The sequence below is a fragment of the Nocardia pseudobrasiliensis NBRC 108224 genome (genome assembly GCF_001613105.1).
GTDB lineage: Bacteria > Actinomycetota > Actinomycetes > Mycobacteriales > Mycobacteriaceae > Nocardia > Nocardia pseudobrasiliensis.
Window position 1 is genome coordinate 16,960 of sequence record NZ_BDBS01000032.1, and the last position, 24,068, is coordinate 41,027.

Here is a 24,068-nt window from a genome sequence, read left to right on the forward strand (position 1 = left end):
GAACTAGTTGCTCGCACCCGGATTCGGCGGATACTTTCCACCGATAGTGCCGAAGGTGTCCTTCAGATACCAGAAGAAATGCTTCTCGGTGAAGAACGCCTGGGCGTCGGGCAGCCCGGAGGTCGCGGTGTTCGGATCACCACCGCCACCAGGAAGCGGCGACGGGAAGCTCCCGGCGCGAATCGCGCAGGTGATGTTTCCGGTGCCGGTCCGGTCCGGTCCGGTACGAACCAGAAGGTGTACTTGTACTTCGCGGGGCCGCCGCCGGGCGCTCCCGGCAGATAAGCCTGTTCCGCACCGACGAATTCGGCCGTCGCCGGGACCTGGATGGTCGTCCACTCGTCGAGCGGCGTGACGGGGATTTTGATGATTTTGGACATGATTTACTTCCTGTTGTCGAGACGGAAAAGACGGCTCCGGCCCCCGAGTCGGGAGGCCGGAGCCGTCGCATTTCACCGCCTCAGCTGATCCGCACGTACGACCCGTCGCCGATGACGGTGGCGGGATAGGCCGGGTAGAGACCGGTATCGATGATCTCGGCCGTGATCTGATCCCCGTCGTTCAGGGCAACCGTGGTCGGCGGCACCTGGGACGGACTCGAACCACTTGCGGGCCCCTGGGCGATGACCGGGCCGCCGGGTCCGTTGCGCCGCAGTTGCACCTGGATCTTGTGACTGAAAGTGCCTGCTTCCCAGTAGATCTTCGCGCTCACCGAGGCTGACGCCTTGCTGCCCTTGACGATCAGAGCGTCCCCGGCGACCGTGGATCCGGCCTCGGCGGTCCAGCCGCCCAATTGTGCCCAGCTGCCCGAGGTCTGCTGGGCGGCGGGTTTGGTCATGCCGCCCGGTTGAAAACCGTTGACCACCTTCACCATCAGCGTTCCGCCAGCGGTCGCTGTCGCCGTCAGTCCCGTCGCGCCGAGTGCGCCGCCGACAGTGGCGAACATGCCGGCGACACCGGTCGTGGCGGTCGCCGTTCCGGAACCGAATGCCGCGGCATCGGCTCGATATCCGACCAGAGATCCGCTGCCGCCGAACGCTGCGGGCGTCGGCACGACCACGTCCGCGATGAGCGCGCCGACCGCCGCGAAGGTGGCCGGGGCGCTCACCGTCGCCGCCGCAGTGCCGGTGGCCGCGAAGGGAGAACCCGAGCCCATCGATACCGCAAGGGTCCCGTCCGCGCCGAAAGCGCTGGACAAACCGGTTCCAACCGTCAGGGCTCCCCCGGCAGACGCGGACCCCGGGACGGGGGCAGCGGGGGCCGTCTTGGACGACATCGACCCGATTGCCCCGAAGGCCGCGGTGATCACGGCCTTACCCTTCACCGCCACGGTAGCGACGGCACCGCCGGTAGCGGCGAATGGCTCGACAACCTTCATGTTCTGGCTGTACGAACCACTCGCCGTACCGATTCCGGAGAAGGACGCGACCGAGTTGACCGTGGCCGTCGCAGCGCCGGTTCCGGAGAACGGACTCCAGGTCGAACTCGCGGCCACGATGGTCGCGGAGAGCGATCCCTCACCACGCAGCGGTAGTTCGGGAAAGTTCAACCGGCCTTCGCCACCGAATGCGGCGGGGACGGTGGCCGTCCCCGTCATCACGGCTGTCCTGCCCGTCGCGCCCGCACCCACGGTGAAATCCGAAGGGGTGTATTGCGACGGGACGGCGACGATCGTCAACCATCCGGTGGTCTCCGCCGCCGCCGGGATCCGTGCCGCCGGGATCAACGCGGCGATCAGCCCGCCGGTGGCGGTGAGAGCGGCAGGTACGAAGGCGGGAACGACCGGTATCTGTCCGCCGTCCACCACGATGAGCGGTGCGCTCGGCAACGACACCGCGACGGACGGCGGCGCGGGGGCCGCGGGAAGCGCAGTAGGTGGCGCGGGCAATGTCGCCGCGCTCACCCGTGCTGTAGCTGTCACAGCGCCTCCGATTCAATTGTCGGGAAAGATGTTCCGACCTAGTTGATGGTGAAGGTCGGGGTGATCATCAGCGTGCCCTGCGCGCCCAGGGTGGTCGACGGAATGGCGACCTTGTCGATGAACTGGTCCGCCGCGGTCCCGTTGGCGGACTTCCACAGTCCGGCCCAGGTGTAGGTGCCCGGCTGCAGGTCGATGGTGACCGGGGAGCCCGTCACCTGGCCGTTGGCCGCGGCGGCCCAGGTGGTGGCCTTGCGCTGGTACGCGGGGGTGCCACCGCTTGCCTCGTTCGCGCCGGTCGTGCCCGGATCACCGATGTGCACCGAGACATAGATGGTCGGCGCGATCGTGGCGTACGCATTGCACAGCGCGTCCTTGGTTTTGGTAACGGCGATAGCCATATCGGTTCCTTCTCCTTGGGATGGATGGTGATTCGTTGAATGCCATTGGGCATCAACGCATTCGGGTAGCGTTCGAGAAACTAGGTGCGAATGACCGTGCCGGCGTACCAGGCGTAGGTCGTCGCCGGGCCCGCAGGCCCGGCCGGGTAGGTGACCAGCATCGTGTACCGCGAATTCGCCGGAACGGCATCGGCGATCTCGGTCGATACGTTCCAGGTCGCCGTGGTCGAGGTGACCGTCGCGGGCCACGAACCCAGCGCCGCGCCGCCCGGAGCGGTCAGAACGAGGGAAATCGTTGTGCCGCTCGGAAATACGGCGCCGCCGGAGGGCTGAACGGTTTGCACGAAGCTGGCGCCGGTGGTCAGTTTCAAGGGTTCGATGGTCGGCTGATATCCCAGGAATCCGGGATCGCTCGGTGTGGTCATGGGTTTCCTCTCGGATCAGGCGAACGAACAGAGGGTGCCGTCGAAGAATGTCGCCGCGCCGCCGGGATCACCGCGTACGGCGGTGCCGCCCTGAAGGGTGGCGTAGCCGGGCGAGACGAAGGTGTTGGCCGCCAGGAAAACCACGAAGGTCGCACCGCTGGCGTAGGTCCCCGGGGCGGTGACTTCACCGGAGAGCCGCAACAGATTCCACGGTCCGGTGGCGGACGGGGCGGAATACAGTGCGGTCCAATACGCGAGGTTCGACGCGGCGGGATTGGTCCACTGCAGACCGACGCTGATCACATACCAACCGGACTTGGTCACCTGAATCGCGCCGTTGCCGAGGTTGACATTGACATTGTTCGACGACCGCAAGGTGTCGAACGTGCCCTGCGCGATGCGGTTGTAGCCGGTGGGCTGCGGAACACCGTTTTCGTCCTGCCGGAATATCGACCAACCGGTGCCGACCATCGACGGTTGCGTGGTATCGGCCGCGGTGAACGAATCGAAGTCGCAGCCGAAGTATGCGTTGGCGCCCCAGCTGGAGTTCTGCAGCAGATATTGGCTCATGAAGCCGGTCCACCGATTCGTGCTGCCGACCGGTACCTCTCCCGCGATGTCGGTATACGACAGCAGCGACACGCCACTTACCTGCACGGTGTAGGTATTGCCCTTGGCGCTGAGCGTCAGGGCGTCACCCGTCTCGATGGGCGCATTGCCGGTGGCTTTCCACTGCGTCAACGTTATTACGCCACCGGATCGGGTACCTCGACCGAGATATAGCGAATTTCCGCCCGCCACCGCCCAGACGAACGTCGACAAATCGGCGGCGGCGCGGATGACAGGACCGCTCCCGGCGAAACTACCGGACTGGTTGAGATTGCCGATCACCACCGATGCCGATTGCGCATCGGTGTAGAGCGGTGTCTTCCACAGTGCGACAACGCCACCCGAGTCGGTATTTCCGCGTTTGTCGAGACCGGCCTGCCCGCGGACCACGACCATATCGGCGACCGGTCCGGACTTGAAGGAGTTCCAGTTGGCCGTATTCCAGGTATCGAACGAATCCGAGAACGTCGCACCGCCGACCTGATTCTGCTGCTGCTGATTCTGCAGATTCGCGATCGCCGAGGAGTTGGCGGTCGCGGTGTCCTGCGCGGAGTTCGCGGTGTTCTGCGCCGATACCGCACCCGCCTGCGCGGTGGCGGCGGCATTCATCGCCTTGTTGGTGGCCCCGTTGATATTCGTACCGGCCGCGTCGACGCCCTGAAACGATTGCAGCACCGAGGAAATGATCGACTGCCGCGCACCGTCGAAGGTGATCTTCTGCATACCGCCCAGGGCGCCGGTGCCCGGGCTCAGGCCGTACTGACCCGCCTTGGTTTCCTTGTCGGGCTGGGTCATCGCGCACTTCCCGGCGAATCCGGTTCGCGCCCGATCTGGTCGGCCGTTCCGATCACCGCGACATTGGCCGGAAGCTCGCGCGGATCGACCAGATGGCGCAGCTCCCCGGTCTCACGCAGCTGCCGGACGATATCCGCGCGCTCGTCCTGCGTCAGCTGGGTCATATCCGGGACGGTGGCCTCCGGCGCCCGCTCACTGCCCGCGGGAGCCCATCGCCCGGAACCGTTGAGCCAGTGGGTGACTCCGCGCGCGGGCGGATGGAATTCCTTGGTCTGCTCGTCGGGATAGTGACGAAATCCCAGGTCCCACAGGTGCTTCGACCACTGCCGCAATACATCGGGGTGTACCAGCAACGGTGCGTTGCGCGGGCCGGGCAGGCCGACCAGCGCCCAGGTGAACGCGTCGTAGGGATCGTTCTGATTGCATTCCTCGTACACGGGAATGGACATGAAATTCTCTCCGAGATCTACATTTGGACGGCCAGCGACTGGATTTCGTCGACGATGTCGGCGATCACCCGCATCGACTTGGCGAACGGCATGTCGTGGTCCTTGTCCGTGCCCACGGTGATCTGCCAGGCGGGGCTGGCGGTGCGCGACCAGGCCAGTTCCAGTTCGGTAACCTGATCGACGTAGATCGAGCCCGCGGGCATGCCCTTCACGGTCGAACCGACGCGGTCGCCCAGGAAGAAGTGGCCGCTGCCCTGATCGCCGATCAGATACGGCTCGCCGTTGGCGACGGTGAATTTATGCGTGAAGTAGCGGCGGGTCTTCCACAGTCCCTCACCCATGGTGAGCAGCGAGCCGAGGGTGTACGCGCGGTCGGCGCTGTTCTCGAAATGCTCGTAGTAGTGCGACCAGCCCGCTTCCTTGATCCGCTGCGGCGATTCGTATCGCATCCAGGCCAGCAGGGTGTCCGAAAGCAGTGCCATGGCAATGGTATTCACCACCTCGGTGACGCCATTGGCAACGCCCTGCAGAATCGGCCCCGCGAAGGGGATCTCACCGAGCAGACCGCCCATGACCATGCCGGTGAATTGGATGGCCGAGGAGATCGCCTCGTTCACCCCGGGCATGGAATGACCGCCGGTGAGCACCTGCACGGCCGAGGACGGCGAGACGACGAATTGGGAGGACTGGATGCCGGTGTGTTCGTTCTGCCGATAGACCACCCAGGGACTCGACGGCAGCGTGCCCATCCAGCCCGGCTTGTTGTACAACTCGGGTGCGTCCGGATCGGGCAGCCGGTTCGGAGTCGTTCCCAGCCAATCCTTGTCGAACTTCTCGATGGTGTGCAGCAGGCCGTCCCAGATATTTCCGCCCGTGCTGGTTCCGCTGTAATAACCCGACTTGTCGACGATGTCGACCACGAGGGTTCCGTTACGCAGGTTCGCGCCCGGCCACGGCGGTGGGTCGCCGCGCAGCCAGCGGCGCGTGACGACCGCCAGCTGCGCGGTTTCCAGGGTGCCCGCGGCCACCTCGTGGAAATTGCGGAAGCGGGATCCGAAGATGGTCCAGATCGAGCTGTCGGTATCGAATCGGGTCGGCGACACCACGATCGGCCACTGGGATTGATCCAGGGTCGCCCACCCGTTCAGATCGATCGGATCCACCGGAACCGGCCAGTCCTGGCGGTTGTTCAACCGCAGCAGGTTCAGGAACAGTGCCGTCTTGAGGACCCAGATACTGGGCCCGGCCAATAGGAATTCGCGCGGAAACTGAAAGCCCTCGGGGAGAAAGGGATTGGCCCAGCAGTAGATATGCTTGAGCTCCTGATACGAGTGCATGAACAGCAGCTCGACGGTCGTCACACCGCGTTCATCGGTTTTGAGCACCGCCTTCTCGAGCCGCCCGTCCCAGCGGGCGCCGTCCTTGTCGACGGTGATGTGCACGTTCTGGGTCGGTCGGCCCTCGATGTCGACGGCCCATTTCGCCAGGTAGTAGTCGTAGGGCAGCACCAGAACGCCGGTACCGGCCTGATTCAGGATCCATCGGAAGTCGGCGCTGATCTCCGCGCCACAGACACCACGCAGATTCCAATCGCCGTCCCACAGCCGCACCAGCGGGCGGGCGAAGCGCTGTTCCTTGCGAATTCGTTTGGCGATCTGGGCATTCGAATAGATGCCCGGCAGCTCCAACGCCGTCGTCACTGCAACCCCCAGGGCCGCGACCAATTACGCGGCTGCACGACCAGCACCGAGGCACGCACCGGAGCGAATGTGACCGAGACGGGCACCGCCGTCGCCGGTGTATAGGGCGGCACGGAATGCAGGAAGCTCACGCCGTTCATCTGCGCCCACACCTGTGAGTGATCGGCGGCGACGATCATCTCCTCCATCGGATCGGTATCGACCGTCAGATCCTGTTTCGCCGCGGTCTGCGGCAGGGTGATCACGCGATTGGCATGGGAATCGCCCGGTATCCACGAGAAGTCGGGCAGCGTCCACTTACCCGGGGCCGAGCACACCCACTTCAGCCACATGGGCTGATCGGTCGGATTCGACACGGTGACCGTGCCGGATTCGATGCGGCCGCCGGTGGTGTCGACGGCGGCGGTCCACGAGCTGGTGACATCGGATTCCACCCACCACGGATTACCTGCGGTACAGGTCATCACGACCTTGCCCCAACTCTTCAGATGCGGATCCTTCTCCGGCTTGAAATCCGGCTGCTCGGACATGCGCAATGCGAGCGAGCGGGTGCCGTAGTCGGTGGTGATGGTGAGCGTGGAATCCCGGTCGTAGGCCCAGGCCTTGCGCCAGGCGGAGTCCACCGCCTCCCACGACTGCCCCGCGGCCTGAAAGATGTTGACCGCGAACACCACATCGCGCTTGTTCGTCCGATATCCACCGAACGAAGATCCGGCCTGAAATGCCGTCTGATTCCAGATCGTCGTCACCGGAGCGTCATAGAGCCCGCTCGGCGACGTCGCCAATTCCACCCCCTCCCGCCCACGCCCCTGACCGGCGATCGTCCACTGCGATCCATCCACGCCGGTCACCGTGATCATCGCGGCTTTCGGTGCCACAGTTGTGCCTCTATTCCCTTGAATTCCAATCGATTCCGACAAAGCCCCACGCACTCAGCGCGCATGCATCAACTCCCACTGCGCGGCAAGCACTTTCAACCGCCCGATGACATCCTCACCACCGGCCGTCGAAATATTCACCAGCGCCGGACGATCCGGCTGCGCCACCGGACCCGGCGCACCGCCGCCGGACGCACGCCCGCCTCCGCCGGCGGCCTGCGCCAACATCTTCTGCAGGAAGTACGGATCCTGATTCAGCGCCTGCAGAAACTGCCGATTCACCTCGGTGCTCTTGGCATTCATCACGAATTCGCCGTCGGAGAGCCAGGCGGGGATCTTGTCGCCGATGGAGGATCCGGGGCCGCGGACATCGCCACCGGACGCGTATACCGGCGCCTTCGGTGGGTTCTGCACGCTTCCGGCATTCACCGACGGCTTGTCCACCATGGCGTATTGGAAGTTGTCCGGCCCCTTCTGGACAATGCCGCGCTCCTGGAAAGGAGCCGTGGCGCTGAGCCCCTCGCCCACATCGTGATCGACCCAGAGGCCGAGATTGGGCCCCGCGCGATTGTCGATTCGTTCGGGCGGTCGCATCACGCCGATCGTGTGCCGGTTGCCGTTCGGAGCATCCTGATAGATCTCCAGCCAGGGATATTCGGTGGTCCGGCCGTTGACCGTGGCACCGGTGGAACCCGCCGTCCCGGCGACGCCGTGGCCCGGGGTGAAGACGAGATCGCCGTTCACCGTGCCGATCGTGGGCCCCAGGCTCGGCACGAAGGCATCGTGGGCACTGTATTTGATACGGACCGAACCGTCCTGAGCCTGCCAGACCTGCGCCTCGGGCGTCCCGGTCTTCGCCTCGGCGGGCTTGCCATCGGAATCGAGCTTGACCGAGGGGTTCTGGCGCAGGACCACCAGGCCGTTCTTGTAATCGACGTACATCGATACGCGGGTGTGCTCGGGGTCGAAGTCGGCCTGCGGGTCGCGATCGTCACCCAGATTGTCGTCGCCGGTGACGGAATTGAACGCCTTGGGCACGTGAATGAAAGCACCGGCGCGGACGACTCCCTGTTCGGCTACCGGATTGATTCGAACGACACGAATCTGCGGTTTCACACCCAGATACTTGGGGTCGTAGCTGTTCGGGTTCAGCGCGTAGGCGGTCTCCCAGTCCACATTGTCCACCGGGGCGTGGCCGAATACCTGTTTGAAGGCTTCCATGGATGCCGCGCGCCGCGGATCGGCGTCGATGGGCGTCGGTTTCGGAGCCTGCGCATGCAGAAACCGGGACATGGCGCCCAGGACATCGCCGATTCCAGGCAATGCCAGCGGGGGCCCGCCGCCCGGCGCGAGCAGTGCACGCCGCAGGTCGTGGGGTTGATCATCAAGAATCATGTCACCGTTGTCTCATTTCTCGACTACGCCGGTACCGCGGCAGCGCGGCGAGATACCATGTGCGGCAACGCCGTACGAATACGGCAGCGCGCTTCGAAAGGAAATTCCGTGTCCTGGTGCCGCCTCGGGCCGATCCTCGCCGTCGCGGCTACCGTCCTGTGCGGCGGTTGCGGCACGGCCTCGGAGAACACGGGCGCACCCACCTCTCCGGTATGGACGCCGATGCCCGAGGTCAATTATCTGAGCGATTTTCCCGTCGCCGACAAAATGTCGGAGAAGGCCGCTGCCGAACTACAGGTCACGCATCTACGGGAAACGCTGCGGCTGTTACCCGCCGAGCTCTCCTTCGCATTGTCCGACCATTGGGACGGTTTTGAACTCGGACCGAACTATCGCGGCAGCTGCCTACTGCACGAATCCGGTCCAGATGCTCCGCTGAAAATCGGAACGACCTATGTGGTGACAGGCGCCATCAGATCGCCTCATTCGTATCTCCCCGACTTTCGCACGGCATGGCAACAACTCGGCTGGCCGGTCACCTACGACGAGCGAATCAATCCCAGAATCATGAAATCCACCACCCCCGACCATTTCACGATCGTGGCCGAGATCGCCGACAACGGAGACTTCGGAGTAGACATCACGTCACCCTGTTTCCCCAGCGCCGCCCAGGGCAATGCCGCACCGACCCCGCACTCCATTCCGCATCCCTGATCTCGAATCATGAAGCGATGGCATGTCGTCGGGATCGGCACCGCGTCCCTTGCGATCGCCACGCTTTCAGCCGCTTTCGGCAAGTTTCGTCTCCGCCGATGAGGGGTTGGGTGCTCGGCGCGGTCGAACCCTGCGGCTCGGGTCGGCCGTGCCAGCGGATCGAACACACCACCGACGGCGGTCGAACCTGGCAGGTATTGCCCCGCGACGATCCCGCAGGGTGCGTGGACCATTCGCTTCGCCACCGCCTCCGAAGGCTGGGTAGCCGCACAGGGAGTGCTGTGGTGGACCCGCGACGGCGGGACCCATTGGGAAATAGCGGATTGGACGGGTGCCGCCCTCGGCCACAACACCACCCTGCCCGGCGACTCCGTCCATTTCGTCAACGGGAGTCGATCGGGTCAGCTGGAGTTGTCGGTTGGCCGGATGGGCGAAGCCGTAGGTAAAGTCTCGTCTTTCCGCACCGACGGCGATTACCTCACCGATCCCCTCGTCGAGAACGTATCGCGCGACGACACCACATGGGTATGGATCTATGGGGAGACGAGAGGCCGCGACGGTGCCGCGACGCCGGTTTCCACGGGAGCCAAAATTTGCCGGAGAGCAGTGGTTTTCGTGGCGCACCCCTTGTAACGCGGCGGATGAATACCTGTCCGCATTGCAGGCGCCCACGACCGACCGGGTCGTTGCCCTGTGCGCTCCGCCCGCCACGGTGTCCGGATATCGGCAGCCGAGGTTACTCGTTTCGGCCGACGGCGGCGAAACCTTCACCACGCGCGATAATCCGAGCGCAACCCTGACAACACTGCTGGCCTCCGCGCAGGACACCATCGCCCTCGGCGTGGACGGCACGATTCACACATCGTTCGACGGCGGTATACAACGGACTCGGACGTATTCGCCACCGGAGTCCGGCGGCTACACCAACTTCGGCGACCTCGGCCGAACCGATCACGACGACGGGCCCGGATTCGTCACACCGTCAACCGGTTTCACGTTCCAGTCCGTGAGGTTCACCGCAGACAACATCCATTCTTATCGCTCCGAGAAGACGCTCCTGGTAACCCGCGACGGCGGCCACAGTTGGTTACCCGTCCACTTCGGCTCACGCTGAGCGTCAGCTGACGAAGACCGACAGATACAGGCCGGGGCCGACGGCGCGGCCCGCGCCGTTCTGCCGCAGTCGCACATCGATCACGTCCCTGGCCAGCAGCAGGGGCTGGCCCGAAATCGGCAGGGATATCGGCCTTTCGGCGGACAGCGTGATGCCGGGTGCAGTGGTCAGGGCGGCGAATGTCTGCAGCACCACCCCGTCCCGCAGCTGCCGCACCTCGATGGTCACATTGTCGTTCGCTGCGCCGGTTATGGGGGAAAAGCCCGCGGGGGCAACGATTTCGACGTCGGTGACGGTATCGCCGCTGTAGAACGCGGGCGAATACACCCCGGCGACCGCGACGACATCCGCCCCACCGGCAGGTTGTGCCGGGAGGGTAGCGGAGTAGATCATTGAAACCTCGTTCAGTTGTTCCGGGTGCGGCTCTGTCACCTCACGCCCCGCTGGTGAATTGGTCGATCAACCGGCGCATCGACCGGTCTCGCTGTTCGTCGCGGACCGATTCGAGGGCCGAGACCGGGCGGGGCATCGGCTGGATGCGGGGTGGTTCGCCGCCTGCTGCGGCGATGATCGCGGCCTGGACGCCCTGTAGCGCATCGATCACCGACAGCAGCAGGTAGCTGTCGATGGTGTATCCCTCCGGCCGGGGGCCGGAGGAGTCGTCGGCGGCCGCGTCGGAATCGAAGGACTCGTCCTCGGCCGCGAGCAGTTGCTCGGCAAGCTCCCGATCCGTGGCCAACGCCGAACGATATTGCGACCCATGGGGCAACCGGTCCTTGAACGCCCAGATGGTTCGCCAGTCTCTGGTGCGAATGTCGTTGGGCCCGAAGCAGTCCCGGACATCGATGCCGCGCTCGAGCAGGTCGTAGTCGAGCGCGGCACCGAAACGTTCCCAGAACTCTACGAGCCCACGGATCCCCCCGGCAGGTCACCGGCGCCCTGGCCGAACATATGCGCGTAGAGATCGCGCTGGAAGGCGAACCATTCGTCGTGCGGGCGGTCGGCGAAGAGGTGTTCGACGGCGTCGTAGTGCTCGCCGAGCACGATCGCCATCTGTTCGTCGTCGCTGGTCGCCTCGCGCAGCGCGAGCACTTGGCCGCGCGTGACGGGCGGGATTTCGATGTCCTCGGTCAGCCGGTAGGGCACGCGGCGCTTCGGTGCGAGCTCATTGCGCAGCTCGTAGAAGCGACCGCGATCGATGGCACTCATGGGGTCGTGTTCTCCGGATCGGTTGTTTTACTGGGGATTCGACGCGTTCGAGTCGGTCTGCGAGTGATCGCCGGCCGCGCTGTGGCCGAGCTTGAACACGGCGTTGACGTACTCCGTGGCATTGAAAACCGGGTATTCGCGGTCACCGTCGGTGAGGGTGACGGGGTACTGAGTGGGAATGGCGGACACCATGAACCCGCTTTCTCTTCGAAAGTATGTGGACAGAAGATGTGGGGGCGTGGCGCGACCGGAGACACGCGCGCACGCTCCCACGCCCGGCTGGGCCGGGTGATCGGGACCTGGGGTCAGCTGACGGTGACCGCGCAGGTCGCGGTGAGCGCCGTGCTGGAACCCGCGGGGGTGAAGGATGCGGTGATCGTCGCGGAACCGGCGGCGACGCCGGTGACGACGCCGTTGGCGGCGACCGTCGCGACGGAGGTCGCCGACGAGTTGAAGATCACCGGGGCGGTGATCGTGCCGCCGTACTGATCGTTGACGACCAGCGGCGCCGACGAATTGCCGCGCACGATCGAAAGCGTCTGCGGCACAACCTTGATCGAGCTGATGGTGTACTTGATACCGCTGGCCGCGAGCAGCTTCTGCCAGCCGGCGCCGCCGAAACCGTGCGCCACCGCGTAACCGGCGGCGTCGTCCTTGAACGCCACCAGGGTGAGCTTCTGGCTCAGCACCTCGGTCGGCGTCCACTGCTCGCCGCCGTACTTGCTGACGGCGACCTTGGGCAGAACCTTGAACACATAGACCGGGGCGGCGTCGTTGCCGTCCTTGCCGATGATGATCGCCGAGTAATAGGTGATCTGCTCGGAGGTGGGCTGCGGGAAGAACACCTCACCAGAGCCGGCGGCGGCCGAAAGCTGCTGCAGCGCTGCGCCGGTGGTCAGCTGCAAAGTGGTCAGACTGGTCTGCTGCGGCTGGAACTCGATGGTGGTGATGTCGCTGGTGATGTCGTTGCGCACCGGCTGCAGTTCGCCGTAGGCCTCGATCGGGGCGGCGGTGATGCCGCGGGCGAAGGCGATACCGGTCTTCTTGTCGATGAGGCCGACCGGCTTGTAATCCGACGGCAAGGGCTGCAGGTTGGCATTGCCGTCGGTGAACGACGCCGGAGCCGGGGTGGGCCAGGGCGCGAGGAACACCGCCGCGTCGAGCGGCTTGAGCAGCAGCGACCGCTGGGCGGCCTTCAGATCCGACAGGCTGGTGGGGGCAGGCATGAGACTCCATTCGAGACATCCGCGCGAGCGGATGTGGCCAATAAAAAAGCACCCTTATCGGGTGCTGATGAACGTCCCTGTCTCCGGCAGGGTTTCGAGCCCGACCTACTGGCGGCGGGCTTCGATCGAGAACGCGGCCTCGACCATCTGATTGAGCGGATCGAGGTCCGGGACCTCGGTCAGCCCGCGACTGCGCCGCAGAATCGGCGGATGGAACTTCGGTTCCTCGGCGGTGATCTCCTCGACGTAGTCGACGAGTACGCCGTTCACCCGGGTGGCCGGAGCGTCGAGCACGGCGTCTCGCACTCGCACGGCCAGCCGCTGGGCCTCCGATCGTGTGGAGCCGAAGACGACCACGCTGACCTTCGCCTTGTAGGTAATGGCGTTGATGTCGAGCGTTCCGCCGGTCTGGCGCACCCAGATCAGCGGCAATGCCGACTGCAGCTCCGAGGGCGTCGCGGGCAGTGTGCCGACGGTCCTCGCGATCGGGGCGAACAGATCGGTCAGAAACCGCTCGAAATCGGGGAACTCCCCGGGCGCCGGATAGATCGGATCGGCCATCACACGGCTTCCGGCTGTGGCCCGAGCGAGACGATCGCGCTCAGGCTGCCGGCCGTCGACGCCGGACGACCCGCGTCGACGGCCAGGGCCATGCCCTGAACCAGATTCGCCAATGCGTCCAGATCGGCGCGCAGCGTGACGACGCGGGCCAGCAACGCGGACATATCGATGGCGAAAGACGCGGGAAGACTGATGGTTTCGTCGGATACGGACACTTGTACCTCTCCTGGTTGGGACAGCGGAATATGATTTGGCGGTTCGTATTTCGGCGGGCTAGCGCACATGCGACATGTAGGTCGCGGAGCGACGGCGCAACTGTTCGGCCATGCCCGGGTCATCGAGCTTCTCGTGCGGCTTGATCACATTGACAGTCATGGTCCGATCGATCTGCGCGCCGCCCCCGACGGCCGCCCCCGACGGAACATTCAACGGCAGCGGGGTGTAGGTGCGCGCTGGAGCCGAAAACTGTTGGGAAAGACTGCCGAAGGTATCGAGCAGGTTGTTGGCGAACGAGGCGGCCGCGGCGCCCGCGGGTCCACCCGCCACACCCGCCGCCGCGGTGACAACCGCCTTCTCGACCTGTGACCTGGTTTTGGCGAAGATGTCGTACCAGCTGTGCCACTGCAGGAAGGGGAACAGCGGGCCGGGCTTGTTGAGCGACAGGAAGCCGCTGTCCCAATCCTGCGGGCCGTGTTCCTCCTCGACCTCGCCGCCCTCGGCGAAAACCTGCGGTATCAACGCCTTTCCCGCGGCTTGACCCGCCAGCTGCGCCAGCATGGGCCATTGCAGGAATGGGAACAGCAGACCCGGACGTGCGGTCGACAGGAAGCCCTCGCCATCGCGCGGGCCGCCCTCCACCTCCCCACCGTCGGCGAAACCGAGCGTGCGGCGCAGCGTGGTGAAAAGGCCCTCCGCGGGAGGTTCGAACGGATGGGATGGCCCGATCGGAAGGGCTGTGCCCTTCGCGGTCGGCCGACGCGGGGTGGTCCGGACATTGTCCACGTTCTCGGCGGTGATGCCGTAGCGGGAATCGGTATCGGACAGAACCGCGTCGAACAGGAACGACCCCCCGCCCTTGCTCGCGAAATTCTTCAATACCTCACGCTTGGAATCGACTGCGGCGGAGGACAACGCGTTCAGCGCGCCGGATTTGAAATCATTGGAGCTCGGCGTCCAGGTGATCGGCGCAAGTCCGGGGTGTAGCGGGACGAAGGTCTGACCGCCGTCCGGCTCGTATCGAATCTGTTTCAGGCTCGACGATCCGTTCACATCGACCCACAGCGGATTGCCGTTCTGGTCGTCTACGATTTCATACGAGGTTCCGTAGCCTGCGAACGATCCGTCGAAATGTTTCACATCCAGCGAATTGGGATCGTATCCCACGTTTCACCTACCTAGGCAAGAATATGCGCGGAGCCGACGACGGTGTGAGCATGGCGGTCACCGCCTCGACATCGAAAGCTGCTGTCCGGCCGGATTGATCGGCCAGGAAAAAGCAGGGTGGACAACAAAGAATTGAGTTCGCCCGGTATGGATATCGCCAGGCGGCCGGTCATCCAATTCAGCTGCCCGCCCGAGAGCGTCGTTGTGCACAGCAGCCCGAGGAACAGCCGATCGAATGATTCGACCGATCGGCACGTGATTCCGCTGGGGCAGTGGACGGTTCTTCCGACCGAAGCCCCAGTTCCGCAGTGCCACAACCGGACTCTACCGATGCCACGCGGATCATCCGTGTGCGTTGAGGATTGCCGCGAGGCGATCGCAGTAGCCACCCTCGATGTAGGCGACGTTGTGCGTGCCGCCGACGAGATAGCCCTTCATCAGTTCGGCCGCCCGCGTCCAACTCGACCACTGCCGGACCGGATGCCGCCACCAGTCGAGTTGATCGGGCTGCCAGCGATTTCGGCCGATGCGCTCGGCCAGGTCCATACTCCAGCCGCCGAGTTCGGCGAAACTGAAGGCCGAGACACCGTCGGCGAGGGCACGCAGCGGCGATTCGGCGGGGCAGGAGGTGATGCCGTCCCCCGGGCTGGCTACCTCCCAGGTGAAGACGTCCTCGGGCCAGTCGCCGCGCTGGCCGTTGATGCCGAAGCCGACCGGGTCGCGGTCGATCGAATCACCCTCGCGGCGCAGCGGATTGGCGATATTCGCCGACCAGACGATATCGCAGTCGTCGTGTTCGCCGGCTGCCTTGGCCTCCAGGAAGCGGGTGACCACCTCGGCGCCGAGGCTGTAGCCGAGGAGGCCGACCTTGTCGGGTGTGCGCCGGATCGCCGCCGCGAGTTCATCGACGCCGCGCTCGATCGACTGCTGTTCGGAGCAGCCGCCGATGGCTCCGTGCGGATTGACCGGACCGATACTGGCGGGATAGTCGACATCGGGGCCGATCCGGTAGCTGGTGGGATCCAGTTTGCGAGTCACGAATGTCAGCAGATTGTTCGGGCCTGCCGCTGGTTCCGCGGTTCCCCGGCAGGTCAGGACGGTGATCAAGGCCGCTCCTTCGAAGCGTGGGTCACGATCGGTGGAAAGGGCGGTCCCACCCGGATGCGCAGGCATCGGGTGGGACCGCCGAGCGCCCCGGCGTCCGGCCGCCTGCGACCGCTGCGAAGGGGTGGGAATCGCGGGAGGCACAGGCCGGGCAGGGCGGGTTCGGGAAGTGTCTCGGGTATTCGAGAGGGGATTCGCGCGAAGTAGGTTGGGCCGGAATGTGATCGAGGGGAAGTTTTCGATTCCGGGCACAACTGTGGCGCTGCAGATAGCTTCACCCAAGCGAATCGGTTTGTCAACGCCTTCGCGGAAAGAATATCGAAAATTGCTGGTAGAGCATCGATTTCAGTGTCGCCTGGACGAGTCCGGCACTATGCGCCCAGCCTCGACGAGAACCTCGAAGGCCGCGCGTTTACGTGGACAGGATTCGACCGTGCATTGGCGGTGCAGGCGCATGAGTTCGTGGGCCTGATAGAGGGGTGGGGGAAGTTTGGGGGCGGTGTGGGTGGACATGTCGAGTAGTTGGGTGAGGCTGTAGTGCATGGGAAATGCTCCGAATATGAGTCAGGCCGGCGAGTTCGTGGAACTCGTCGGCCTGGGAGGTGTCAGAGAATGGGGCGCGGGCAGTTCAGCCGGCGCGCCGGATTTCGATTCCTACCGTTTTTCGCGGGGTTGTGGAATCGGTTGCGGCGGTGCGGCGCCGACGTAAGGGGTGGATCAGGTGGGCGTCGAGAACTTCGCCGACCACGAATTGTTCGGGCCAGTCGGGGGACCACGGGCCGGGTATGGCGGTGATACGTCCGGCGTCGCGCAGGGTTTGGATGCGGCGCACCGTGAGTGTTCGGTATTGCTCGCCCAATTCCCGTGCCAAGGTGGCGATTCCCGAGGCGTTGAGGCGGCTGCCGCGAGCTTTTGCGAGTTGGGCCGCGTCGAGTTCGATGACGGTCGCGGGTGGGCACACGATATGGTTCGCGGTCTCGATCGCCGATCGGATCTCACCGGGCGCGCCCTCGACCCCGGGAGTCATGGCCAGCGCGATGAGATTGCGATCCAACCAGCGGGCCAAACCCCCGGCCGTGGTCGCCCCGTCGTAGTCCAGCCCCCGGTGCTCGCATACCAGCCGCACCCAGGAAACCATGGTGGCGTGCAAGCGGTCCGCGGCCGCGGCGGCCACGGGGTTGTACGGCAGCGGCTGCGCGCCGGAACGTTGCCGCCAGCCGCGGTCTCGTTCGCCGAGGCGGGCCCGGCGGGTCACCGCGTCGAGGAGATCGGTGGCCAGGTCGGGGATTTCGCGCAGCAGGGCGGACAGTTCCCGGATCGCGGCGCGGTCGAGGTACAGCTGGTCGTCGCCGTGGATTCGAGCAGCGCAAGCTTCCCCACTTCGCTGCTCTCGAGCCCCGGGTTCGAACGGATTCATGCGGCCGCACCCCGTCGGCAGCAGGTCGGGGAGTCGTTACCGCCGGGGCAGGCCAGCAGGTCGGTCGGACTGCAGTCCAGCGCCAGGGCGAGACGCCCGAGGTCGGTCAGCCGCAGTGTCGCCGGTGCGGCCAGCCGCTCGGTGAGGGTCGCCTCCGAGAGCTCGGTGCGTCTGGCCAGTTCGGGCAGGTCGACGCCCGCCGCGGCCATGGCACCTTCGACTCTGAAGGCGATGCATCTCTCTTCTAGTTCCATACGGAGTAGCTTAAGGTCCGTATGGACCTTCGGCAAGTCCATACGGACCAGTAACCATGACGACACGCGGAACTGGCGTGTCTGCGCCAACACGCCGAATGTGTTTGCAAGAACGCCGTTCGGACTTCACAATGGTCCGTATGGAATTGCGGGACATGGACGACGAGATCAATCGCGCGGTCGGCAGCGAACTGCGGGCCGCGCGGGCCCGGCGCGGCCTCACTCGGCCGCAGCTGGCGGCCGCGTCGGGATTGGCGGTGAGCACCATTCAACGTTTCGAAAACGGTGAGCGCTCACCGGACATGCTTCAGTTACATGCCCTGAGTGACGCTCTCGGTATCTCTCCCCAGGAGATCGTCGCCAAGACGATCGAAGTCGTCGAACGATACCGGAAATAATTCCCGCGGGTCTCGACCCAGTTCCCACGCCGCTCGGATCACATCGCTGACCGTGGCGGTGCCCAGCTGTATCCGTCGCACGATCTCCCCGCCCAGTCCGGCGCCGACAATCGTCAGCGCCTCGCCGTCAAGCAGCGTGGCGAACCACGCCGCCCATCTACTCGCCTCCATGCGGCTTTATCCCCTTCGAATTCCAAGACCCACAACGGATCCCATGACCTCCCGGTCCGATACGGACCGAATCTTTCGTACTCCGGGGAGCTGCGCCGGCCGGAGAACAACGAAAGGACGCCCACCCCGCGAACGGCAGCTCCCGTTCGCCTGCGCGACCCGTTTGGGGTGTCAGTCCGCCTCGCCCTATCCCATACCTTCCATCCGTCCGTTATGCCCAGCCGCACAAACAATTTCGGACATATCCGACGGCCGGAGTATACACAGACCAGCGGGGTTTTCGTCAGATGCACACGAGGACAACGGAACCCGTTCCGAGAAATACAAGACCCCGGTATCCGGGTCCGCCCCGTCGACTGCCAAGGGAGGCGGACCCGGGTCCGGGGAGCGAGGTTTCAGGCCTCGCTGCCCCCACCCACCGCCAGCGCCGTCGTGATGACCACCGAAAGGGGTGGGAGTTTGCTGTCCCGGCTCGGCGGAACGACCCAGTGGCACCCTTCCCGGGTCCATCGGCCGAGACCGGTGGGCAACATCACGGCGCTGCCGGCTGCGGGGATGCCGATATCCAGGCGATTCAGAACGTCGAGAACCTGTGTGCCCGGTCGACTGTCGGGCACCACCAGGAAACTCCACCGAATCTGACGCGCCAGCATGGGACCGGCCATCCCCTGCTCGGACAGGGAGTCGCGGACGCGTTCGGCGCGCATCGTCGGTAGATGTACGACACCGATACGTCCGGTGATCGGCAGCATGACGAAGCCACCGCGTTCGGTGACCGGCAGCCCGAATTCGTGCCGGTAGAACGCCACCCAATCCTCTACGGTCCTGAGCTTCTCCACGTTCACGGCGAACTCCCTCGATCCTCCTCCAGCTTCGCGCCGGTCGACTCCCATTCGAAACGCCCGGCCGCCCTCCTAGCGCTGCCCTTACGCTGCCTCTGATCTCTTCACCTGCAAAATCGCTGATACCAGCTCGGTTTCGGCTGTGGTCATGATCACCATGCGCTCGTACCCTGGATTACGAAGTTCGTTGCGGAAGGGATGACGTCGTGGTCCGGCAGTGGTCAGGGAAAGAAGCCCGCGCCCTCCGCGATGCGAAGCGGATGAGTATCAGGGAGTTCGCGGCACATCTGGGTGTGCACGAACGCCTGGTCTCGAAATGGGAAGCAGGTGGCGCCCGGGTGCATCCCCGCCCGGTGAATCAGGCCGCCCTCGATACATCTCTTGCCAGGTCCGACGATGTTGTGCGGGCGCGGTTCGCGGCGTTGATCGATCAGCCCCTTATCGATCGACCCGCATCTGAATTCGAGGTGCGCGGTGAAAGTTCCGCGCACACCAAGTATTCGAGCGACGCGGAACTTTTGGCACTCGTAGACGCCGGTGCGATGAGAGGTGATGCGTTAGCAGCGATTTCGGAGAGGGATCTGATCATGGCGGCTGCCCACGAAGCAAGCGAGCACGCCGGCCGAGCCGAGGCCACCAACGTCGGTGCGTCCACGCTGGAGCAACTCGACGCCGACGTCACGCGCATCGCAAACGACTACGTCCATGTGCCACCGGTACCGATGATGGTGGAGATGCTGCGGGTCCGGCGGCGGGTGTATCGGCTGCTCGAGGGACACCAAAGGCCCTCGGACACAGGCCATCTGTACCTGCTCGCCGGTACGCTCTCGGGTCTACTGGCCAATGCCAGCACCGACCTCGGATATCACGACGCCGCGGGTGAACAGGCCAGGGCCGGGTGGGCTTACGCGGAACTGTGCGGACACAACGGTTTACGGGCCTGGACCCGCGGTATGCAGGCGCTGATCGAGTACAAATCCGAGCGCCCGCGTCGGGGTGTGCTGCTGGCCCAGAACGGCCAGCAGTACGCCGAATCGACCACGGCCCGGGTGCGGCTGCACAATATCGAGGCCCGGATCTGGTCCAAACTGGGCAGCGTCGCCGACACCCAGCGGTGTATCCGCGAGGCCGATTCGGCCCGGGACAGCGATGGAACCGATTCGCTGCACGACGAGGTCGGCGGGGTCTTCGGCTTCAACGAGCCCAAGAGCCACTACTACGCCGGGGCTACCTACATCCACCTCGACCAGGCCGAACCCGCGCTGCAGGCCACCCAGCGCGCGATCGACCTGTATGCCAGCGGGCCGGAGGAGCAACGCTCCTACGGCGCCGAATCGCTGGCACGGGTCGACAACGCGGCCGCGCATCTGATCAACGGCAGTCTCGACGGGGCTGCCGAGGCGTTGCGGCCGGTGCTCGAGCTGGCCGAGGACAAGCGCATCGCCCAGTTGGAGGAGCGCCTGACAAAACTGCGCCGACGCATCGCCGCGCCCCCGTTCCGCGATGCCGCGGAGGCCCGTCACCTGGACGAACGTATCGAGGAGTTCTGCGGGGCATCGGCGGCCGTGCGGATGATTCCGGTGCATTTGTCCGCATAGGGGAAGGCGGCGATAAGGGCTTGCCAACCAGTGGCACCATTGGACGGGTGAGCCCTACCAGCCAGTCACCTCATCTACCGCCGCGCGTTCTGGAGCAGTCGACCAAGCTCCAGAACGTCGTCTACGAGATTCGGGGGCCGGTCCACGCCCATGCGGCGCGGTTGGAGGGCGAGGGCCATCGCATTCTCAAGCTGAACATCGGCAATCCCGCTCCGTTCGGCTTCGAGGCTCCGGATGTGATCATGCGGGACATGATCGCGGCGCTGCCGTATGCGCAGGGCTATTCCGAATCCAAGGGCATCCTCTCGGCGCGCCGGGCCATCGTGACCCGCTACGAGTTGGTGCCGGGCTTCCCGGAATTCGATGTGGACGACGTCTACCTGGGCAACGGCGTCTCCGAGCTGATCACCATCACCATGCAGGCGCTGCTGAACAATGGTGACGAGGTGCTCATCCCCGCCCCGGACTATCCGCTGTGGACGGCCATGACCAGCCTCGCGGGCGGTACGCCGGTGCACTATCTGTGTGACGAGGCCAACGGCTGGCAGCCCGATATCGCGGATATCGAGTCGAAGATCACCGACCGCACCAAGGCGCTGCTGGTCATCAATCCGAACAATCCGACCGGCGCGGTGTATTCGACGGAGGTGCTGCAGCAGCTGGTGGCTCTGGCGCGCAAGCATCGGCTGCTGCTGCTGGCCGACGAGATCTACGACAAGATCCTCTACGACGATGCCAAGCACATCTCGCTGGCGACGCTCGCGCCGGATCTGCTGTGCCTGACCTTCAATGGATTGTCCAAGGCCTATCGGGTCGCCGGATACCGTTCGGGCTGGCTGGTGATCACCGGGCCGAAGGAGCACGCGGCCGGATTCCTCGAGGGTATAGATCTGCTGGCCTCCTCGCGGCTGTGCCCGAATGTGCCTGCGCAGCATGCGATTCAGGTGGCGCTCGGAGGTCATCAGAGCATCGACGATCTGGTGCTGCCGGGTGGGCGACTGTTGGAGCAGCGCGATGTGGCCTGGGAGAAGCTGAATATGATTCCGGGTGTGTCGTGCGTGAAGCCGCGCGGCGCGCTCTACGCGTTCCCGCGCCTGGATCCCGAGGTGCACGAGATCCACGACGATTCCAAGTTGATCCTGGATCTGCTTCTGCAGGAAAAGATTCTGATGGTGCAGGGCACCGGATTCAACTGGCCCCAGCACGATCATCTGCGGATCGTGACGCTGCCGTGGGCGCGCGATCTGGCCGTCGCGATCGAGCGGTTCGGCAACTTCCTGGCCAGCTACAGACAGTGACGAACGGTCCGTAGGCACTGCCGGACGAAACAAACCCTGAGTTCGAAAAATTGAGGTTTTTGAAGACTTAGCTAGCGCAAAGATCGGCCGTTTGTGTACAGTAGTCCATGGCACTTCAAGGTGCCCGGCCGAGCCGCCTACCCCCCTGGGTCGCTCGGCCCCGGGTTCGACCGCCTACCCCCCTGGGCCGTCGGATCCCTGGGCGGCGGAGACATCCCCCTGCTCTCCGCCGCCCCCTCCCGCCTCTCAGCTGCGAATTATCGAAATCCCGCATGGTAGTCCGCATTCGGCGAAGGTGTCGCCCGTCCTGGTGTTCTTGAAAATCAAATCCTTTAAGCTCGCTTCGGTCAGGCACGCAACGGACAGGTAGGGACCGGTGAGCGACCACCATCACCACCACGATCACTCGGGGCCGATCGCCATCGGCGCCACCGCGGCCCGCGTGGTAGTCGGGCTACTCGCCGGCATCGGCCTGCTCGTCGTGGTCGGCGCGATCTGGCTGTGGCCGAGTCATCAGCACATCGATATTCCGCTGCCGATGCAGAACGGTGGCGGCGGCGCGGTGCAGACCGAGGCCGGCACGGTGGTCATGCAGGACATCGGGCCGTGCGGCAGTCAGTCCAACGGTAAGGTTTTCGACGACACTCCCCTGGCGCCGCCCGCCAAATCCTATGAGTGCCAACGCAGTATGGTCTCGATCGACTCCGGACCGCATCAGGGCAAGCACACGCTGCTCGAAATCGCCCCCGGCCCAGGACAACCCGATCTGCGCGCCGGTGACAAGATCCGGATCGTGCGGCAGAACGATCCCAGCGGCACCCCCGTCTACTCCTTCGACGACTATTCGCGCGGATGGCCGCTGGCGCTGATCGGGATCGCGTTCGCGGTCGTGATCGCGGCGGTGGCGCGCTGGCGCGGCGTGCGCGCGGTGATCGGGCTGGTGCTCGCCTTCGGGGTGCTGGTGGTGTTCCTGCTGCCCGCGCTGCTCGACGGTAAGCCCGCGCTGCCGGTGGCCCTGGTGGCCGGGGCGTTGATCCTGTACATCGTGCTGTATCTGGCGCACGGGGTGAATCTGCGGACCAGTTCGGCGCTGCTGGGCACGCTCAGCGCGATGGTGCTGGCGGCGGCGCTGTCGTGGCTGACGCTGAAGCTGACCCATGTCACCGGCCTGTCGCAGGAGGACAACACCAACGTCGCCACCTACGTCCAACACGTCAGTATCACCGGATTGTTGTTGGCGGGCTTCATTATCGGCTCGCTGGGCGTGCTCAACGACGTCACCATCACCCAGGCCTCGGCGGCCTTCGAACTCGCCGCCATCGACGAGGAGGCCACGCGCCGTGAGGTTTTCGCCGCGGCCATGCGGGTGGGCCGCGACCACATCGCCAGCACCGTCTACACCCTGGTCCTGGCCTACGCGGGCGGCGCGCTGCCGCTGCTGCTGATGTTCTCGGTCGCCGGACGCTCGATGCGCGACGTCCTCACCGGCGACGCCGTCGCGATCGAGATCACCCGCTCGGCCGTCGGCGGCATCTGCCTGGCCCTGTCGGTACCGCTGACCACGATCATCGCGGTCCTGCTGGCCCGACCGTTCTCGCTGCGCACCGAACCGGTCGCACCGGCGCGACGGCGATCCGCCGCGCATGCGCATCGGCATGCTGACGACGACGAATCCGCTTCTCCGAGAAGGCGTTTCCCGGCCAGGGCGCAGGAGGACGAGCCGTACGAAGAGGACGAATACGACGAGCATGTCGGCCGACGACCGGGCAATTACGCCACCCGGCAGGCGCAGGCGCGCGCCACGGCGGATTTCGGACGCGACGAAACGGGACCCCGTGGCCCTGGGGCGAGACGAATTCCCCAGGGCGGCTACGAGTTCGAGCAACCACGCGAGGGCCTGCCAGCGCACTACGCGCCCGAGCAACCGCACCAGGACCCAACGCACCATGTGCCCGAGGCGGACCAGCCCGACTACTCAGCACAGCACTACGCCGGACGGCATCCGGACGACGGATATTCATCGCAAGGCGACTACACGAGCAACGTAAACCCTTACGCCGGTCAGCAATACGACGACTACGGCCACCTGGACCAAAGCCGCCACGCCCGCTACGACCCGCAGGTCCACCACCCCGGCGTAAGCTATCCCGATCAGCCCCCGCGTCACGGTCGGTCGGAGGACCGGCCGGAGGAACAGGAGCGCCCGCGC

The 24,068-nt window shown here is 65.1% G+C and carries 27 protein-coding genes and 1 pseudogene; 6 read left to right on the forward strand and 22 right to left on the reverse strand.

What is annotated here, in order from left to right; translation table 11 throughout:
* Positions 1 to 3 precede the first annotated feature (3 nt).
* The 9 genes from NP4_RS41160 to NP4_RS24445 form a co-directional block, all read right to left on the reverse strand.
* Positions 4 to 339 (reverse strand): hypothetical protein, encoded by a 336-nt coding sequence (locus NP4_RS41160; protein ID WP_156524940.1) that lies wholly within the window; start codon positions 337 to 339, stop codon positions 4 to 6.
* A gap of 121 nt (positions 340 to 460) precedes the next feature.
* Positions 461 to 1,921 carry a hypothetical protein gene (locus tag NP4_RS24410; protein ID WP_147288073.1) on the reverse strand — a complete coding sequence of 487 codons (1,461 nt, stop codon included), beginning with the start codon at positions 1,919 to 1,921 and terminating at the stop codon, positions 461 to 463.
* A gap of 38 nt (positions 1,922 to 1,959) precedes the next feature.
* Positions 1,960 to 2,319 carry a phage tail fiber protein gene (locus NP4_RS24415; protein ID WP_062512662.1) on the reverse strand — a complete coding sequence of 120 codons (360 nt, stop codon included), beginning with the start codon at positions 2,317 to 2,319 and terminating at the stop codon, positions 1,960 to 1,962.
* An 80-nt stretch (positions 2,320 to 2,399) separates the two neighbouring features.
* Positions 2,400 to 2,744 carry an LtfC-like domain-containing protein gene (locus NP4_RS24420; protein WP_068002187.1) on the reverse strand — a complete coding sequence of 115 codons (345 nt, stop codon included), beginning with the start codon at positions 2,742 to 2,744 and terminating at the stop codon, positions 2,400 to 2,402.
* Between the two features lie 15 nt (positions 2,745 to 2,759).
* Positions 2,760 to 4,148, reverse strand: coding sequence for a hypothetical protein (locus NP4_RS24425; protein ID WP_068002191.1), 1,389 nt, complete (start codon positions 4,146 to 4,148; stop codon positions 2,760 to 2,762).
* Entirely contained in the window at positions 4,145 to 4,597 is a 453-nt protein-coding gene (locus NP4_RS24430; RefSeq protein WP_068002194.1) for a phage gene 29 protein family protein, read from the reverse strand. Before NP4_RS24430 ends, NP4_RS24425 begins: the two co-directional genes overlap by 4 nt.
* Before the next feature lie 17 nt (positions 4,598 to 4,614).
* Complete coding sequence (locus NP4_RS24435) at positions 4,615 to 6,297, reverse strand: Gp37-like protein (protein WP_068002197.1); 1,683 nt, start codon at positions 6,295 to 6,297, stop codon at positions 4,615 to 4,617.
* Positions 6,294 to 7,175 carry a hypothetical protein gene (locus NP4_RS24440; protein ID WP_068002201.1) on the reverse strand — a complete coding sequence of 294 codons (882 nt, stop codon included), beginning with the start codon at positions 7,173 to 7,175 and terminating at the stop codon, positions 6,294 to 6,296. The genes NP4_RS24435 and NP4_RS24440 overlap by 4 nt, the downstream gene beginning before the upstream one ends.
* 54 nt (positions 7,176 to 7,229) lie before the next feature.
* A complete protein-coding gene (locus NP4_RS24445) occupies positions 7,230 to 8,570 on the reverse strand; it encodes a hypothetical protein (RefSeq protein ID WP_147288072.1) in 1,341 nt (446 codons plus the stop codon).
* Between NP4_RS24445 and NP4_RS24450 the strand changes: the two genes are divergently transcribed.
* Together NP4_RS24450 and NP4_RS24460 are read left to right on the forward strand one after the other, a co-directional pair.
* The gene (locus NP4_RS24450) at positions 8,547 to 9,284 is read left to right on the forward strand and encodes a hypothetical protein (RefSeq protein ID WP_147288071.1); all 738 of its coding nucleotides are present in this window, start codon (positions 8,547 to 8,549) and stop codon (positions 9,282 to 9,284) included. The two genes, NP4_RS24445 and NP4_RS24450, sit on opposite strands and share 24 nt — an antisense overlap.
* 559 nt (positions 9,285 to 9,843) lie before the next feature.
* Entirely contained in the window at positions 9,844 to 10,398 is a 555-nt protein-coding gene (locus NP4_RS24460) for a beta propeller repeat protein (RefSeq protein WP_147288070.1), read from the forward strand.
* A 3-nt stretch (positions 10,399 to 10,401) separates the two neighbouring features.
* Here the strand turns inward: NP4_RS24460 and NP4_RS24465 are convergent, their stop codons facing one another.
* From NP4_RS24465 to NP4_RS24510, 12 genes are all read right to left on the reverse strand, one after another.
* Entirely contained in the window at positions 10,402 to 10,791 is a 390-nt protein-coding gene (locus NP4_RS24465; RefSeq protein ID WP_147288069.1) for a hypothetical protein, read from the reverse strand.
* A 40-nt stretch (positions 10,792 to 10,831) separates the two neighbouring features.
* Positions 10,832 to 11,137, reverse strand: a complete 306-nt coding sequence (locus NP4_RS24470; RefSeq protein WP_068002217.1) for a hypothetical protein — start codon at positions 11,135 to 11,137, stop codon at positions 10,832 to 10,834.
* A gap of 161 nt (positions 11,138 to 11,298) precedes the next feature.
* A complete protein-coding gene (locus NP4_RS24475; RefSeq protein ID WP_068002219.1) occupies positions 11,299 to 11,607 on the reverse strand; it encodes a hypothetical protein in 309 nt (102 codons plus the stop codon).
* A gap of 27 nt (positions 11,608 to 11,634) precedes the next feature.
* Entirely contained in the window at positions 11,635 to 11,799 is a 165-nt protein-coding gene (locus NP4_RS41165) for a hypothetical protein (protein ID WP_156524941.1), read from the reverse strand.
* Between the two features lie 113 nt (positions 11,800 to 11,912).
* Positions 11,913 to 12,833 carry a phage tail tube protein gene (locus NP4_RS24480; protein ID WP_068002222.1) on the reverse strand — a complete coding sequence of 307 codons (921 nt, stop codon included), beginning with the start codon at positions 12,831 to 12,833 and terminating at the stop codon, positions 11,913 to 11,915.
* Positions 12,834 to 12,938: 105 nt separating this feature from the next.
* On the reverse strand, positions 12,939 to 13,394 hold the full coding sequence (locus tag NP4_RS24485; protein ID WP_068002224.1) for a hypothetical protein: 456 nt from the start codon (positions 13,392 to 13,394) through the stop codon (positions 12,939 to 12,941).
* Positions 13,394 to 13,609: a hypothetical protein gene (locus tag NP4_RS24490; RefSeq protein ID WP_068002227.1), complete on the reverse strand. Its 216-nt coding sequence runs from the start codon at positions 13,607 to 13,609 to the stop codon at positions 13,394 to 13,396. Before NP4_RS24490 ends, NP4_RS24485 begins: the two co-directional genes overlap by 1 nt.
* Positions 13,610 to 13,667: 58 nt before the next feature.
* Positions 13,668 to 14,777 (reverse strand): hypothetical protein, encoded by a 1,110-nt coding sequence (locus NP4_RS24495; RefSeq protein ID WP_068002230.1) that lies wholly within the window; start codon positions 14,775 to 14,777, stop codon positions 13,668 to 13,670.
* Positions 14,778 to 15,119: 342 nt separating this feature from the next.
* A complete protein-coding gene (locus NP4_RS24500) occupies positions 15,120 to 15,815 on the reverse strand; it encodes a PE-PPE domain-containing protein (protein ID WP_245998460.1) in 696 nt (231 codons plus the stop codon).
* A 411-nt stretch (positions 15,816 to 16,226) separates the two neighbouring features.
* Positions 16,227 to 16,424, reverse strand: coding sequence for a hypothetical protein (locus NP4_RS41170; RefSeq protein ID WP_114755846.1), 198 nt, complete (start codon positions 16,422 to 16,424; stop codon positions 16,227 to 16,229).
* An 85-nt stretch (positions 16,425 to 16,509) separates the two neighbouring features.
* Complete coding sequence (locus tag NP4_RS24505) at positions 16,510 to 17,298, reverse strand: hypothetical protein (RefSeq protein ID WP_082876191.1); 789 nt, start codon at positions 17,296 to 17,298, stop codon at positions 16,510 to 16,512.
* Positions 17,295 to 17,507 carry a helix-turn-helix domain-containing protein gene (locus tag NP4_RS24510; protein ID WP_068002236.1) on the reverse strand — a complete coding sequence of 71 codons (213 nt, stop codon included), beginning with the start codon at positions 17,505 to 17,507 and terminating at the stop codon, positions 17,295 to 17,297. Before NP4_RS24510 ends, NP4_RS24505 begins: the two co-directional genes overlap by 4 nt.
* Positions 17,508 to 17,707: 200 nt before the next feature.
* On the opposite strand from NP4_RS24510, the gene NP4_RS24515 reads away from it, so the two are divergent.
* Positions 17,708 to 17,950 (forward strand): helix-turn-helix domain-containing protein, encoded by a 243-nt coding sequence (locus NP4_RS24515; RefSeq protein ID WP_169813801.1) that lies wholly within the window; start codon positions 17,708 to 17,710, stop codon positions 17,948 to 17,950.
* Positions 17,951 to 18,516: 566 nt separating this feature from the next.
* On the opposite strand, the gene NP4_RS24520 is transcribed toward NP4_RS24515, so the two are convergent.
* Positions 18,517 to 18,966, reverse strand: coding sequence for a hypothetical protein (locus NP4_RS24520; RefSeq protein WP_062512639.1), 450 nt, complete (start codon positions 18,964 to 18,966; stop codon positions 18,517 to 18,519).
* A gap of 257 nt (positions 18,967 to 19,223) precedes the next feature.
* Here NP4_RS24520 and NP4_RS24525 point away from each other — a divergent pair, with 257 nt between their 5' ends.
* The 3 genes and pseudogenes from NP4_RS24525 to NP4_RS41175 form a co-directional block, all read left to right on the forward strand.
* Complete coding sequence (locus NP4_RS24525; protein ID WP_082876194.1) at positions 19,224 to 20,561, forward strand: helix-turn-helix domain-containing protein; 1,338 nt, start codon at positions 19,224 to 19,226, stop codon at positions 20,559 to 20,561.
* Positions 20,562 to 20,599: 38 nt separating this feature from the next.
* Positions 20,600 to 21,859 carry a pyridoxal phosphate-dependent aminotransferase gene (locus tag NP4_RS24530; protein WP_174556174.1) on the forward strand — a complete coding sequence of 420 codons (1,260 nt, stop codon included), beginning with the start codon at positions 20,600 to 20,602 and terminating at the stop codon, positions 21,857 to 21,859.
* A gap of 376 nt (positions 21,860 to 22,235) precedes the next feature.
* A pseudogene (locus NP4_RS41175) lies at positions 22,236 to 23,498 on the forward strand (YibE/F family protein); the annotation flags it as partial.
* Positions 23,499 to 24,068: the final 570 nt, after the last annotated feature.